Below are 14,702 nucleotides of genomic sequence, written 5' to 3' on the forward strand. Positions count from 1 at the left end.
CTGTAGTAAAATTAGTCATGAGAAAGTCCTCCTATAAAATTTCGGTTGTGGTAACTTTAATTTTACAGAATGGACTTTCTTTTTATCTACCTAAAATTTCTATTTACACAAAATATTTTACGCTATCGAGGTATTTTTATGGCAACTCTTGAAGAACAATTTAAACATATGGCTACTGGATTAATGTATGATGATTTAACAGCTGAATTAATTAAATTTCGTGAACAAACTGTTTTAAAAACCAATAAATATAACGCTAGTTTTGGTCAAAACCCATCTGAACGAGCCGATATTTTAAGAACAATCGTTGGTCAAATGGCTGAAAATGCACATTTTGAACCTAATTTCAGATGTGAGTTTGGCTGTAATATAACTTTAGGAGAGAATTTTTACGCTAATTTTGATTGTATTATGCTTGATGGAGCTTCAATTACAATTGGTAATAACGTCTTATTTGGCCCACGGACAGGTATTTATACATCAAATCATGCTATTGATCCTGTAGAACGTGCTCAAGGCGCTTGTTATGCGAAACCTGTAGTAATTGGTAATAATGTCTGGTTTGGTGCTAACGTCACTGTTAATCAAGGTGTTACAATTGGTGATAATACTGTTATTGGTTCAGTTGTAACTACTGACATTCCTGCTAATGTTGTTGCAGCTGGTGTGCCGTGTCGAGTTATTAGAAACATAACCGAAAATGATAAAACTGACTACTTGGATAATTATTTAATGCACTAATCTTCTTCTTTCAATTAACTGAATAATAAATCTACCTTTCTTGAAAGTAACCTCTTTCCGGAAAGGTAGATAATAAAAAAAAAGACTATTATAGTCTTTTTTATTTATTTAGTTGTTGTACTAATTGATCAGATTTATCAGCTACACGTTTAGCATCTTCATTTGCTTGTCTTAATTTTGCTTCTGTATCTTCTTTACCAGCTAATTCAGACTGAGCAAGATTATAATCTACTTGTAGTTGGTCGTAATCTGCTTGTTTTTGTGTTAGTTCCCCACTCAATCGATTAATTTGAGCTTGTAAATCATTCGTTGAGGTATTTAGTCTATTTATCTCTTCTCTTGCAGCTCTTAATTCATTTTCAATCGATAATTTTTCATTAGTTAATTGCTGTATTTTAGCGTCTTTATTAGAGATAGTCACATCTTTATCTTGAATAATACGATCTTTTTGTTGTAGTTCTCTATTTTTTTGATCATTCAGTTGATTGTATCTATTTTCATGATTTTTATTGTTTTCATTATTTTCACGAATTTTTTGTTCTATTTGTTGGTCTTTTTGTGTCAGTTCATTATTTTTTTGAGCTATCTCATTATTCTTGGCGTAAACTTCATTTTGCTTTGCATTTAACTCTGACTGTTTAGCATTTAATTCAGTAATTTTATTGTTTAGCTTAGTTTCAAGCTCAGAAATTTTATTTAAATATTCCGTAGCAAATCTATTATTATCAATAGCTTCTTCTTGAGCTTTTGATAATTCATTTTGTATTCTAATGATTTCTGTATTTTTATCTGTTACAGCATTACTTAGAGTATCTAGATTGCGTTCGATTTTAGCCATATTATCTTCTCCTCCCCAGAAAAGACGGCTGTTTGCAAATGTTTGTAAACCTATTGTTCCTGCTATTATTAGTGTTAATACTCCCACAGTATATTTTGTCTTTTTAATAACAATTTCTCCCTTATTTACAATAACATGTTAATACGATTCGGCCACAGATGATATTATCTTGTTTACTGAAAATTTACAATAGATTTACGATAGATAGAATTACTTCTTTTTACTTATCTATATGTAAAAAAACATCACAAAAAACATTATTGTGCGGAAAAGTATGTTGTATAGACCTTTCATTAAAATAACCATTAATAAAAAAACAAGGGATAAAATGTCTGTGAAATTAATAACTGTGAAAGTTGTCATTTTTCTAATAGATTTCTTACTTCTTTTAGTTTTTGACAAGCGAAGATAAATAACTTATACTACATTAAGAACGTATGTTCTTATTTCGCTAAGGAGAAATAAAATGTCTAATGAAAAAATAAATAAACGTTTAGAAAAAGAACAATCGCTTTTACCTTGGTATGTGAATGAGTATCTCCATTCAAAAAGTATTGTCCCCTACTCTACAGTCACGTTGTATGAATATAGTAAAGAATTTCGGCGCTTCTTTGAATGGTTATTAAATGAAAGTATTTATCAAGAGACTTCAATAAAAAATATTTCTCTTTCTCAGTTGAATCAACTAAAAAAAGAGGATTTAGAACTATACAAGTCTTTTCTGATGAGTGCTCCGAAGATGGGAACTGTAAAAGACAATCGCTCACGTTCATTTGTCACAGTTCAGCGTTCTATAACAGCTCTACGGTCCCTATTCAAGTATTTGAGTAGTCAAACTGAAAATAAAAACAATGAACCTTACCTGTCAACTAATGTCATGTTAAAGATTGAAAATGTCAAAACAAGCACAACTTTACAGGAACGATCTAGAAGTATTGAAAAAAAACTATTACTTGACGATGAAGCCATTCTTTTTCTTTATTACATTGATCAGGATTATGAATCAACTTTATCTAGCCATCAAGGAATAGCTGCTTTCAGACGAAATAAAACAAGAGATTTAGCTATTATCGCTCTTTTCTTAGGAACCGGCATTAGATTGTCTGAATTAGTTAATATGCAGGTAAGTGATTTAGATACCATTAACTTGGAAGCGACAGTTATTAGAAAAGGCGGATTCAAAGACATAGCTCTTATATCTTCGTTATTTATTGACTACATCATTGATTATGAAGAAGCTAGAGAAAACCTGTACTCTCCTAATATTCAGGAAAGAGCGTTATTTCTAACAACTTATAAAGGAAAAGCGAAAAGAATTGAACCCTCAACCGTTGAGAAAATGGTCGCTAAGTATTCAGCTTCATTCAAAGTGAGAATAACACCTCATAAACTGAGACATACAGTGGGGACACAGTTATATAAGAAAACAAATAGTTTATTGACAGTCTCTCATCAACTAGGACAAACAGGAACTAGTGCTACTTCAATCTATACACATATTGTAGATAAAGAGCAACGAGACGCCATGAACGATTTGTGGACAGAGGAATGACAAAAAGCTCACGTATTTTTAAAAATACGTGAGCTTTTTTATACAGATTTTTCCATAAAATAGTTTATAAATTCAATACCGTTTAGCGTAGCTATATTTTTTCTGACATTCTTAAACCCTTTTGATTTAAAAAAAGGTTCAGCTGTTATGGATGCATATGTCGAGAATGAAAGGCTCTTTGATTTGTTCTCAACAGTCTTGAATAATAAACTTGCTATTCCTAAATTTTGATATCTTTCATGAACAAATAAATGATCGATATAACCTTCCTCATCAGCATTAATAAATCCACAGATTTTTTGATTACTATCTACTGCTACAAATGAAAAGTTAAGAATGGAGTCTTTAAACTTATTAGAGTCAATCGCTGACCAGGTAGCTATTTGCTCTTGATTGTAATCTTTGGAATTAACTTGCTGAATCGTATTAGTCATCATGCTTAAAACGTCATCTAGCATCTCTAAATTAAATGGTATTATTCTGATGTTTAACATAGTACGAGCCTCTTCAACCCATTTAGGAACAAGATTTTTTAACTCATTATAGTCAGAATAAATACGATGATAACGTTCGATCATTCCGTCTACTTCTTTTTGTCCAATGCCTTCAGCCCAGACAATTGAAAATAAGCTACTGTGTAGTGAGTATATCTTTAGCAGTTCCCAAAAACTATCTGGTATATGATGATTGAAGTAACCATCGATTTGCCCTAATGAAAAGAATGTTGAAGATTCTACAGTGAAAAGAGCGATTTTTAGAAATTCCTCATATGGATCTCCAATATCACACCGATTAAAATCAATAATATATAACTCTTGGTTATCATCTATTATCATATTACCAGGATGAAAATCACCATGCTGATAAACGACTTCTTGTTCTCTTATTTTATTTAAATGTTTACTAACAAATGAAATAACCTTTTCTTGATGAGGTAAGGTGTAATTAGCCTTGATAAAACGATCTAATTGCTCTCTTTTTTTTGCTTCTAAATTAGACAATAACTCTGTATTATCAGTGGGTTCTAAATCAATACTATGAATTATTTTTAGTATTCTACCTGCTTCAATTCCTAATTGATATTGTTCTTGATTAGTATAGGAATTAAGTACTATATCAAGTGATTCTCCCTCGATATAGCTTAGCATCATATATGCCTGTGTTGATTTATTAGAAGCAGTTGAACAAGTTATAGCCTTAGAGCAATCAATTAACTCATTACACTTTTTGATAAACTCAAATTCTTTGCGTTTCTTATTTAAAAGCTCTATAGGGAATAAACGAATTAAAAATGCTTGATTATTTTTTGTGACTCGGTATTTTTTATCAGACGACCAACCTAGGTCCATAAAATCAACGCTGTCCCATTCATAGTAATTCGGGATATTATGACGTAAAAACAGTTCATCTTTTTCCACAATAAAGTCACTCCTTTTAATGGTTAACATAATATTTTTATGTTAATTCATGTTTATCGATAGTATATTAATTATCAACAAATAGTTATTTTCTTCCATCTCTCTTCCCATTTTTTTAATTTAACCCGCTGCCTGTAAACAGCCAATCGTTCTGGGTTTTCTTTAAGAAAGGTGTGGGTTTTACTTGAAAATTAATTAACTCATCAATCCCGTGAGGGCAGATTAAGACTATCTTCTCTCCCACTACGCTCACTCCTATTGATGTACATGTTTCAGGAAATTTAGAAATCGCATCATAGCTGCTTATGTACTCAGATGCTCCAGGATTATGGATGTGCATATACACTTGATTTTTTAACTCCCAGTCATAAGAAGGAAAATCTTTTTTTAATTTATTCTCTATTAAAAGGGTTTCTTCGTAACTTATTGACTTATCATAAAAAACAACATCAATATTAGTACTTAGAAGATTATCCCTCCCTGTTATAGAATCCCATACAAAATTCCTACAGTTCCAGCACATAACCAACTGTCCTTTAGGTTAAGATTTTTGATAATAGTTAATAATGTCATTATTTCTTTATTACTAGAAAGAAGCTCTTTGATATCATCCTCCATTATCTTGTCTCCTTTATTCTGATTATTATTTTATTATAGGTCAGATTCAAAAAAATCTAAAGGTGACATCAAAAATTTCGAAAAAAAAGACATGATCTAAACAAATCATGTCTTTCTATATTAATCGGCTCTAAGAGCGATTGCTGCGTCTTTTTTAGCTGCTATTTTAGCAGGAATGTGTCCGCCAATCATCGTTAAAACCGTTGAAACAATAACTAATGTGACTGCGTGAACTGGATTTAATTCAGCAACGTTTTTTAAATCAGTTAAATTATAAAGTAAGCTATTGATAGGAATCGTTGCTAGATATGCTATCCCTACTCCCAAAGCGCCTGAAGCAATACCTAAAATGCACGTTTCAGCATCAAAGACACGTGTAATATCTTTCTTACGAGCTCCAAGAGCTTTTAAAACACCAATTTCTTTGGTTCTCTCAAGAACTGAAGTATAGGTAATAATACCAATCATAATCATACTCGTTACTAAAGAGATACCAGCAAATGCGATTAAAACATAAGTCACAGCGTCCATTAAACCACCTGTTAAATCAGTCATTGTACCAGCTAAGTCAGAATAAAGAATTTTATCCTCTTTATCTTTTCCTTTGTTGTACTTATCTAGATAAGCAAGAACATCATCTTTATCACTGTAATTACTTGGGTAAATCATGATACTTGTTGGAATACTGCTACCACCTAAATAGGTAATGAAATTTTCTTTACCTGATTTATCTAGTGGTTCATTACTCATAACATTCACATCACTGTCTTTTTGAGCTTTTACAATATCTGAATTTTCATTATCAGCTACTATTTTTGATGTTAATTCATTGCTGTAAGCAAAACCTGGTGCTAATAAGTTCATTGTAGAAGAAGATTTAACACGTAAAATACCACTGACTTTTAAAGTGTCATTATTTGTGTTACTGAACAATGACTCATAATCCATATTAGGAATAAAGTTTCCTGTTGGTAGTTTTTGATAGAAATCATTATTATGAACTAATTTTATTTCAGTTCCTACTATATCGTTAAAAGCGAATGTATCATCTTCTTTAACAGTCATGCCTAAGTTTTTTAAAGCATTAATATTCGTGCTATTATTTCTATCGACAATTAAGACAATGTCTGTTGCTTCTTTAGGGTAATCTCCCGAAAGAACCGTATAGTTTTCTTTTAAAAAATCATTTTCATTTGATGAGCTGCTCGTTGGGAATGATGAAACACCGATACCAGTCATACTAGACATAGCAGCTGACATGGATGGATTGTTAGAATCAGCAGCATTTGAAAAACTAACGGGTTCTACTTTGCCATCAACTTGTCTTAATAGGTTCATATTGACTGCTCTTGTATACCCAAGACTTGTCTCTAATTCTGTATCCATTTTCTTCAAGTAATCTACATAATTTTGATCAATTTTATTGATATGTTGCATTTTATCTTCTTCACTAGTTTTAGCTGTTACCGTTTTTCCCTTAGAGAAAGAGCCTTTTTCACTTCCTAATGAGTGTTGAGGATTAGCTGTTTGATCAGTAGTTACTTTAGAGATGGTAATAGGAAACTTAGAAATCGTTTCAGCTTGGGTTTGATCTATTTGTTTTTGGAAACCAGCAGATAAGGCTAAAACAATCCCAATACTAATAATCCCGATACTTGAAGCAAATGCTGTTAGGAAGGTTCTACCTTTTTTAGTTCTTAAATTATTAAACGACAGATTTAAAGCTGTTAAAAAACTCATTTTGGTTCTTTTTAATTGGAATTGATCTTTCTTTTTACTTTCAATATGAGGATTAGAATCTTTTTTTATTTTACCATCAGAGAATTCAATAATGCGGTCTGCATAGTCATAAGCTAATTCTGGGTTGTGTGTCACCATTATGACTAACTTCTCTTTTGATAGCTCTTTTATTAAGTTCATGATTTGAACACTGGTTTCAGTATCCAACGCTCCTGTAGGTTCATCACACAATAAGATATCAGGATCATTAGCTAAGGCTCTAGCTATGGCTACACGTTGCATTTGACCACCAGATAGTTGGTTTGGCTTTTTATGCATATGTTCTGCTAAGCCAACTCGTTCTAGCGCTTTTGTTGCATTCTCACGTTTTATTTTTTTATCAACACCACTTAAGGTCATCCCAAGTTCGACATTTTCAATGATGCCCAAATGACTAATTAAGTTGTAACTTTGAAAAACGAATCCGATTGAGTTATTACGATAAGCGTCCCAATCACTATCTTTAAAGGTTTTTGTAGATTTTCCATCAATAATCATATCTCCGGAGTCGTAGTTATCTAACCCACCTGTGACATTTAACATAGTTGTTTTACCAGAACCGCTAGCTCCTAGAATAGCTACAAATTCTTGTCTTCTAAAGGAAACGGATACTCCGTCTAGCGCCTTAGTAACGGTATCTCCAACATGATAATATTTTTTTATCTCTTTTAGTTCTAACATCAGTATCATCTCTTTTCATTTGATTTGATAGCTGTATCTTAGCAAACGAATATTAACTCAACATTAACTCTCGTTTATTAGAAATTCTTTTAACGCTTCTTCTTTAATGGCATAGCCTAAAACTGTTTTTTCGATAAGTTGTTGTTCTTTGAAAAATTTAAAGGTATGCATAAAATGTCGATAGCTTACACCTAAATATTCTGCTATTTCAGTATGTTTTTCATGGTAAATGCCGTCAACAGAGACCTCCAATAAGAGTTTCGCTAATCTTATTTTCAATTCTTGAGTTTGTTGTTCTTTTATATGTGCCATCCTAATAAGTAATTTATTGCCAATATGTTGGGACAAAAATAATAAAAATTCATTGTTCGTCAGCAATTGCTCTTTGACTAAAGTTAGTGGAATTCCTAAACAAGTTACCTCTCCCATTGCAATGACGTCTTTAATATGTTCCTCAACATCAATAATCGTTAATTCGCCAATTAAATCATCAGGTTTTAAAAACTGTAAGATCAGTCGTTTACCATTTTCTTGAGTGGTTACTACTTTTGCTCTACCATCGAGAATAATGAATAAATAGGCTAAATCAGTCATTTCTTTTGTAATGAATTCACGATTTTTAAAACTGAAAATGGATGATTGATTTAGAATAGTTGAATCAACACCTGGAATAGGGTGTGACAAAGAATGATTAGCTATTAAATAATTTGTTTTTTTCATTATTTCCCTCCTGAAAATAGGCTATATCTCATACTAACATTTTTTGTGTAGGTGTACGATAGGTTATGAAATGAAAGGATGATTGAAATGAAAAAATTAGTCACATCTCTTATGTATTATGTTATTAGCGCTATCGGCATCTCTTTAACAATTAAAGCTGCCATTGGAGTGAGTAGTTTTAACTCACTTAATGTCTCTCTTTCTAACTTAACCTCTATTCAAGTTGGAACGATTACTTCAATTATTAATTTACTTTTTATGATTGGTTGTATTGTTTTAGATAAAAATAGAAAACTAAGTAAATATGCTTTAATGTTTTTTGCGACAATTAGTTTTGGGGTGGTTATCAATGTTGTTTATTACTATTTATTTGCTCATATCCAATTAACAAATTATCTCATGAAATTAGTAGTCTTTCTTTTAGGTGTCACATTAGCAGGTTTCGGGACTGGTCAAGTGGTTAGGATAAATTTACTAACATTTCCAATCGAATCTCTTTGCCAACTTTTAGATAGTAAAACGAACTATTCTTTTTCAACGTATCGATACGCAGTAGACATTATATGTGTTGCTTTTTCATTATTTATATCTCTTTATTTTTCTTTACCTATCGTTGTACGTGAAGGGACTATATTAAGTTTATTTTTATTGTCAGGTGTGATTTCGTGGTCAAAAGAATTTAATTGGAAAAAGTAACTAAGTCATCTTGTCTCTGACAATCTTATATGAGAATATTAGATGTATACTTTTTAAAAGGAGTTGTAATTTATGTCAGAGTTTAAAGTCACTATTCCAACAGAGCTTGAGGATGACATCTTGATATCTGAAGAACAAACTATTTTGATGAGGAAAGAGAATCAACGGCTTATTATTGAGAAAAAAAGAAAACCTTTCGAGTCTCAGAACGTCTCGTTAAGATGGTTCTTATTGCCTGCATTACTATGTAGTTTAGCGTTTTTTCCTATATTTTATTATTTTGGTGATAAGCAAATTGATATGACGGGAGATTTTTCTATTGCTACAGCGGTTGCATTATTTGGCTTATTAAGTGGGAGTTTTTCTTTCATCACTTTTTTTATTAAAGAAAAAAAGAATCCAGACCATACCCATCTAAATGATATTCCATGGCGTAACATTCCTACGATTATTATTTCATTTATTGTTATATTAATGCTAGGCTTACTATCTTTCTTTTGGATGATTGGCACTGTTTTTCAAGGAGCAAGTTTTGATATTTATACTGCTACTGCTATTTTCTTTATTTTTACTGCTATGATTAACTATGCCATGATTTATGCAGCCTTGAGTTTTGATTCATCAATGATTGTCTCAATTTTAATAATCGTTATTATTGGCGGGGTCTTATTCGCCATGCTAACCAATAGTCAAAGTAACTGGTGGCAATACAATTTTAGTTTTTTAGGAACCAATGAAGCTGTTAGTAGTTGGCAATTTAATTTAACGCTAATGCTATCCGCCTTTCTGATGGTAACTTTAATCGATTATCTTTTCGTTAATCTAAAGAAAAATGACTATTCAGGCTTTAAAGTTAATATGTTACGTGTTTTATTAACACTTGTTGCTATCGCTCTTGGTGGCGTTGGCTTTTTCCCTAATAATGGGACAGGTCAATTACATGAGTTACATACAAAATCTGCTGAGATGCTAGTTTACTTAATTGTTATATTGATAGTTAGTATTAGATGGATTTTACCAAAAGTAACAAAAGAATTTTTAACTATTTCTTATGGAATTGCAGCCGTTTTAATTGCTTGTAACTTTTTATTTCAAAATGTTGGCTACTTATCTTTAACTGTATTTGAATTATTAGCATTTGGCTTAGCATTCAGTTGGATATTATTATTACTACAGCATGTTCAACAATTAGCTCATCTAACAAATGCTATTTATGAAATTAAAATTGAACCACTAAAAAAAGACATGTCAGAAGATTAATTCTGACGTGTCTTTTTTTATAAACTATTGATAAAGTCTTTGTTTTGCTCCACAGCAGATGTCCCATCAGCACCTTCTATCATACTGATAACTAAGTAACGTCCTTCTGTAGGATCATAAGCTAAAATAAAGCTATTTTCTTTGCCTTTAGTATCTTGTTTTTCTTTAATTTCAGCGGTACCTGTTTTTGCGGCAATTTTTTTATCTGAATTTAAAGGATGAGCCGTACCATTTGGACTCTCTACAGTCTGAATTAAGGCATTAGTTACTAAGCTGGCAGCATTACTAGAAATCACTTCTTTAGCTTCACTTGCGTCACTATTTTGAGTAATAGTTGGCATTGTAAGTTTTCCGTCATTAGCGAAAACAGAATACATAACAGCTTGTTGAATAGGATTAATTAATAATTGACCTTGCCCGTAAGAAGTATCAGCTAGTAAAATATCAGATTTAATTCCATCATTACTAATTTGAGCTGGTGTCATTGGAATATGAACATTCATCTTTTCACCAAATGGGAATTTTTCAAGACCTTTTAGATAGTTTTTATCGCCCATCTCTAAAGCTTCCATTGAAAAATAAATGTTATCTGAATAAACAAGAGCATCCTCCATATTTACAGTAGGAACATCAGAAACTCTTGTAACAAAATAATCGCCCCAAGAGCTATCCTTTTGCCATTTTAACCCTGAAATATCATGAGTTTTATCTGGTTTAGTAATCCCTTCATCAATACCAATAGCAGCCGTTATCGTTTTAAATGTAGATCCTGGTGCATATCCAACAGCAAAACGAGCTAAAAAGGGATTGAGTGGATCATTTGAATACTTGTCATAATCTTTTTGTGACATGCCTAAAATAAACTGATTAGGATCAAATGAAGGAGAACTAACGACAGCTGTTAATTTACCTGTTTTTGGTTCCGTTACAACAGTTGCCCCTGGTAGATTGTCTAGCGCATTAAAAGCATTTTTTTGAACTTGACTGTCTATTGTTAAGACAACATCTTTTCCATCTTCTGCTTTTTCATCAATAATACTTTTTTTGATTTCATCGTTTTCATCTACAATATTGACTTGAGCCCCTAAAGTACCTCTTAATTCTTTGTCTAATTGTGCTTCTAAACCAGTTTTTCCAGTTACTTCAAATCCAGATAGACTAGGATCTTTTTCAAGCTCCTCAGCCGTAACACTGCCTGTATAACCAATTAAGTGAGCTGCTGATTCCTTTAAAGGATAATATCGTTTAACAACTTCAGTACTATGGATATTAAGGGTTTCAACCTCAGTTACTTTTTGTTCAGAATCTAATGTTTTTAATGGAACAAATAGATTATCTTCTACCCAACTTTGTTCCAATTGTTGTTTAATAAAGTCACTAGTGATATCTAGCTTCTCACCAATTTCTTTTATTCTCGTTTCTTTGGCTTCTCCTTCACCAAGTTCTTCAGGAATAATGCCATATTGTAAATATGCGCCTTCAGTTGCTAAAGGTTGATTGTTTTTATCAAGTATTTGTCCTCTTTTGGGTGTGGACGGGTTGATATAAACTTTATCTCCCATTCCCATCTCTGGAAAAATTAAGGAATAATCCCAACTAATTAGGTAATCTCCTTTATCTTCAACTAAATGTCCTTTATAAGAAATATCGTTGATTTTTCCGAATGAAGTTTCCATGTTAAAGGTTAGTTTAAAATCGTTATCCTTGATACTATCTATTTTGCCATCAATTTTAGTTAAATTAAGGCTATTAAAAATTTTTTCATATTTTTCAATTGTTTCTTTTTTTGTTAATTTATTCGTTTTAATACTTTCCTCGTCTAATGTATTTACGAGATCTTTAAAGTCTTTTTTTTCAAAGTTAGAAATGAATGATTGAACCACTTTTTCTTTTTTTGATTCTTTCATTTGTTTTAATGCAAAAAACGACCCTACTGAAATAAAACCAACACTGACTATCCCTAAGGCTATATAGATAGGTTTCTTATTTTTCTTCTTATTTTTTCTTCTCTTATTCTCCATCATTGACCTCTTTCTACTCCAATTGTCACTATTATAACACATGATATTTTTTTGTGACAAAAAAGAGAGCTATTGATATAGGCTCCCTTTAATTGTTAATTAGATTTGATTGGTAGTGATAAATTTTTTAGCTACTTCAAAATCACCAAGATAAGGAGTGTCTACTCCATTGATTTTTTGATACTTATCCTGTCCTTTTCCAGCTAGGATAACTGAATCGTTTGGTCCAGCCATTAACAGTGCTTGATTAATGGCTTCTTCTCGGTCAATGATAATTAATTGTTCCACTTGGTCGTTAGTAATAGCTAAACTAATTTCCTCAGCAATTTTCTTAGGATCTTCTGAGGCAGGATCATCAGCTGTTAGGACCGCTACATCTGTTAATTCAGTTAGGACTTTTCCAAAATCAGCGCGTCTAGAAATAGCTTTTTCTCCAGTACTACCAATGACCGTGATGATTTTGCCATTTGGATGAGACTCTTTAGCAAATGTAAGTAAGTTTTTTAAACTTAAGTAGTTGTGGGCGTAATCAATAAAGATATTAGCACCGTTGGAATGTTTTAAATGTTCCATACGTCCAGGTACTAATGCTTCCTTAAGTCCTTTAACACAATCAGATTGAGATGCTCCAGCTAGTGTTGCTGTAATTATACTAGCAACGGCATTGTCTTTATTAAAATCACCCATCAGTTTTACTGAGTAATCACCAGTTAAGTTTAATTTATCTACATCTGATATAACCGTAAAGTCTAATAAGTTATTTTCTTCTTTTGTCCATGAGTAGTCAGCTAATGGTGACTTGCTTCCATAAGAAATATACGGAACTTCTTTTTCTTCGGTCATTTCTTTTAATAATGAATAATCTTTTGTATCAACATTTAAGATCATTTGTTTAGAGTTCTCAATTAATTGACGTTTACAGTAATAATAATCATCAAAAGTTGGATGCTCAATGGGACTAATATGGTCTGGTGAGATATTTAAAAAGATACCAATATCAAATGTTAGCCCATATACTCGTTGTAACTTATAAGCTTGAGATGACACTTCCATAATTAAATGGCTCATCCCATTGGTTACGGATTCAGCCATCATACGATATAAATCCAATGATTCTGGCGTTGTTAAAGCTGATTTAAAATAGGTTTTACCATCTAAAGTCGTATTCATTGTAGAAAACATAGCTGTTTTATGTGATGTAGTTACATCTAATATATATTTTGTGAAGTATGCAGTTGTTGTTTTTCCTTTGGTTCCAGTAAAACCAATTAAAGTTAGTTTTTCTTGAGGTAAATCATAAAAATGCATACTAATGATAGCCATTGCTTTACGAATGTCTGTTACGATAATTCCTAAGTAACTATCTACTTCATAAGGCTCTTCTGACACATAAAATCTAAGTCCTTCTTCGATGGCATTCTCTAAGTAACTTGCCTTAAAGTTTAATCCTTTACAGAAGAAAAGCGTTTCAGCATCAACTTTTCTAGAATCATAAGATAACTTAGTTAAAGTCATATCTTCAACTGGTAAGTTGTAATACCAGTTATTTTGGTAAGTGAATTCTTTTAATAAATTTTCTTTTTTTAATAATACTTCTATTTTTTTTAATGTTATTGTCATTTTCAACATCCTATTAATTTTAGTCATTATCATTTCGTTTCAATGAATAGTTATATTCTACCATAAAAATTAGGAATCCTCAGATGAATCAGTTTGGTTTGATTTCTTTTTTTATAAAAAATTGACAAGAAAAGTTGTTTTAGTGTTCTCTTTTTTGTTATAATCTATATTAAATGAACAAACAAAAGGAGGGAGATAATTTATGCCGAAAAAAGCTTTATATAAAAGAAAAGGTTTTTTTATTTTTTTATGTTTATTTGTAGTTAGTTTTGGAGGATATTACAATGTCAAAGCAACGGGAAATTATTATACCCTAAATGTGTTCAATCGAAATAAAACTAGAAGAAAACCGAGCTATAAAAAAGGCATGTTTAAGAATGACAAAGTTGAAATAGTTTTTATTGATGCTGTTGAACGTACCAATTATACAGACAAACCTATTGCTTATACTTTTTTTAGTATTACGAACCTCTCTAAAGAATCCCATTCTGCAAATTCCTTGTTCAACGAATATGTAGAGGTCTATCAAGAGTTAGGTGATGTCACACGTGGCCTTGGTTACACTCATGATCTAGATGAATCTTTTAAAGAAGAAATCGATACAATGGAACAAAATATAAAACCTGGGGACACAGTTAAAGTGGCTCATATGGGGTTACTAAATGATCCTAATAAACCTGTCACCATTATGTTTAAAGAAAATTATGTTTCTAAAGAACCGATTGGTAGGATGGAAATAGAATTATATAATAATTAAA

At 31.5% G+C, this 14,702-nt stretch carries 13 protein-coding genes; 5 read left to right on the forward strand and 8 right to left on the reverse strand.

Features of this window, described 5'->3' with window-relative positions; genetic code table 11:
- The first annotated feature begins 138 nt into the window (after positions 1–138).
- On the forward strand, positions 139–741 hold the full coding sequence (locus ACODH8_RS06440) for a sugar O-acetyltransferase (protein WP_332465357.1): 603 nt from the start codon (positions 139–141) through the stop codon (positions 739–741).
- A gap of 100 nt (positions 742–841) precedes the next feature.
- On the opposite strand, the gene ACODH8_RS06445 is transcribed toward ACODH8_RS06440, so the two are convergent.
- Positions 842–1,579 carry a hypothetical protein gene (locus ACODH8_RS06445; RefSeq protein WP_332465356.1) on the reverse strand — a complete coding sequence of 246 codons (738 nt, stop codon included), beginning with the start codon at positions 1,577–1,579 and terminating at the stop codon, positions 842–844.
- Between the two features lie 466 nt (positions 1,580–2,045).
- Between ACODH8_RS06445 and xerS the strand changes: the two genes are divergently transcribed.
- On the forward strand, positions 2,046–3,131 hold the full coding sequence (gene xerS, locus ACODH8_RS06450; protein WP_332465355.1) for a tyrosine recombinase XerS: 1,086 nt from the start codon (positions 2,046–2,048) through the stop codon (positions 3,129–3,131).
- 38 nt (positions 3,132–3,169) lie between these two features.
- On the opposite strand, the gene ACODH8_RS06455 is transcribed toward xerS, so the two are convergent.
- The 5 genes from ACODH8_RS06455 to ACODH8_RS06475 form a co-directional block, all read right to left on the reverse strand.
- Positions 3,170–4,549, reverse strand: coding sequence for a GNAT family N-acetyltransferase (locus tag ACODH8_RS06455; RefSeq protein WP_332465354.1), 1,380 nt, complete (start codon positions 4,547–4,549; stop codon positions 3,170–3,172).
- Positions 4,550–4,664: 115 nt separating this feature from the next.
- On the reverse strand, positions 4,665–5,072 hold the full coding sequence (locus ACODH8_RS06460; protein WP_332465353.1) for a nucleotidyltransferase family protein: 408 nt from the start codon (positions 5,070–5,072) through the stop codon (positions 4,665–4,667).
- Complete coding sequence (locus ACODH8_RS06465; RefSeq protein ID WP_332465352.1) at positions 5,033–5,167, reverse strand: hypothetical protein; 135 nt, start codon at positions 5,165–5,167, stop codon at positions 5,033–5,035. Before ACODH8_RS06465 ends, ACODH8_RS06460 begins: the two co-directional genes overlap by 40 nt.
- 120 nt (positions 5,168–5,287) lie before the next feature.
- Positions 5,288–7,627, reverse strand: a complete 2,340-nt coding sequence (locus tag ACODH8_RS06470; RefSeq protein ID WP_332465351.1) for an ABC transporter ATP-binding protein/permease — start codon at positions 7,625–7,627, stop codon at positions 5,288–5,290.
- A gap of 63 nt (positions 7,628–7,690) precedes the next feature.
- Positions 7,691–8,347: a cyclic nucleotide-binding domain-containing protein gene (locus ACODH8_RS06475; protein WP_332465350.1), complete on the reverse strand. Its 657-nt coding sequence runs from the start codon at positions 8,345–8,347 to the stop codon at positions 7,691–7,693.
- A gap of 81 nt (positions 8,348–8,428) precedes the next feature.
- Here ACODH8_RS06475 and ACODH8_RS06480 point away from each other — a divergent pair, with 81 nt between their 5' ends.
- Together ACODH8_RS06480 and ACODH8_RS06485 are read left to right on the forward strand one after the other, a co-directional pair.
- Positions 8,429–9,043 carry a hypothetical protein gene (locus ACODH8_RS06480; protein WP_332465406.1) on the forward strand — a complete coding sequence of 205 codons (615 nt, stop codon included), beginning with the start codon at positions 8,429–8,431 and terminating at the stop codon, positions 9,041–9,043.
- Positions 9,044–9,115: 72 nt separating this feature from the next.
- Positions 9,116–10,303, forward strand: a complete 1,188-nt coding sequence (locus ACODH8_RS06485; protein WP_332465349.1) for a DUF998 domain-containing protein — start codon at positions 9,116–9,118, stop codon at positions 10,301–10,303.
- A gap of 17 nt (positions 10,304–10,320) precedes the next feature.
- Here the strand turns inward: ACODH8_RS06485 and ACODH8_RS06490 are convergent, their stop codons facing one another.
- Positions 10,321–12,324, reverse strand: coding sequence for a penicillin-binding transpeptidase domain-containing protein (locus ACODH8_RS06490; protein WP_332465348.1), 2,004 nt, complete (start codon positions 12,322–12,324; stop codon positions 10,321–10,323).
- A 99-nt stretch (positions 12,325–12,423) separates the two neighbouring features.
- The gene (locus tag ACODH8_RS06495; RefSeq protein ID WP_332465347.1) at positions 12,424–13,944 is read right to left on the reverse strand and encodes a UDP-N-acetylmuramoyl-L-alanyl-D-glutamate--L-lysine ligase; all 1,521 of its coding nucleotides are present in this window, start codon (positions 13,942–13,944) and stop codon (positions 12,424–12,426) included.
- A gap of 202 nt (positions 13,945–14,146) precedes the next feature.
- On the opposite strand from ACODH8_RS06495, the gene ACODH8_RS06500 reads away from it, so the two are divergent.
- A complete protein-coding gene (locus tag ACODH8_RS06500; RefSeq protein WP_332465346.1) occupies positions 14,147–14,701 on the forward strand; it encodes a DUF5067 domain-containing protein in 555 nt (184 codons plus the stop codon).
- Position 14,702: the final 1 nt, after the last annotated feature.

Source organism: Vagococcus fluvialis (assembly GCF_048815235.1).
Lineage (GTDB): Bacteria > Bacillota > Bacilli > Lactobacillales > Vagococcaceae > Vagococcus.

Coding starts and splice junctions, on each gene's coding strand:
- ACODH8_RS06445 (WP_332465356.1), bottom strand. CDS start 1,579: ATGGCTAAAATCGAACGCAATCTAGATACTCTAAGTAATGCTGTAACA.
- ACODH8_RS06485 (WP_332465349.1), top strand. CDS start 9,116: ATGTCAGAGTTTAAAGTCACTATTCCAACAGAGCTTGAGGATGACATC.
- xerS (WP_332465355.1), top strand. CDS start 2,046: ATGTCTAATGAAAAAATAAATAAACGTTTAGAAAAAGAACAATCGCTT.
- ACODH8_RS06440 (WP_332465357.1), top strand. CDS start 139: ATGGCAACTCTTGAAGAACAATTTAAACATATGGCTACTGGATTAATG.
- ACODH8_RS06460 (WP_332465353.1), bottom strand. CDS start 5,072: ATGTGCTGGAACTGTAGGAATTTTGTATGGGATTCTATAACAGGGAGG.
- ACODH8_RS06500 (WP_332465346.1), top strand. CDS start 14,147: ATGCCGAAAAAAGCTTTATATAAAAGAAAAGGTTTTTTTATTTTTTTA.
- ACODH8_RS06465 (WP_332465352.1), bottom strand. CDS start 5,167: ATGGAGGATGATATCAAAGAGCTTCTTTCTAGTAATAAAGAAATAATG.
- ACODH8_RS06495 (WP_332465347.1), bottom strand. CDS start 13,944: ATGACAATAACATTAAAAAAAATAGAAGTATTATTAAAAAAAGAAAAT.
- ACODH8_RS06470 (WP_332465351.1), bottom strand. CDS start 7,627: ATGTTAGAACTAAAAGAGATAAAAAAATATTATCATGTTGGAGATACC.
- ACODH8_RS06475 (WP_332465350.1), bottom strand. CDS start 8,347: ATGAAAAAAACAAATTATTTAATAGCTAATCATTCTTTGTCACACCCT.
- ACODH8_RS06490 (WP_332465348.1), bottom strand. CDS start 12,324: ATGGAGAATAAGAGAAGAAAAAATAAGAAGAAAAATAAGAAACCTATC.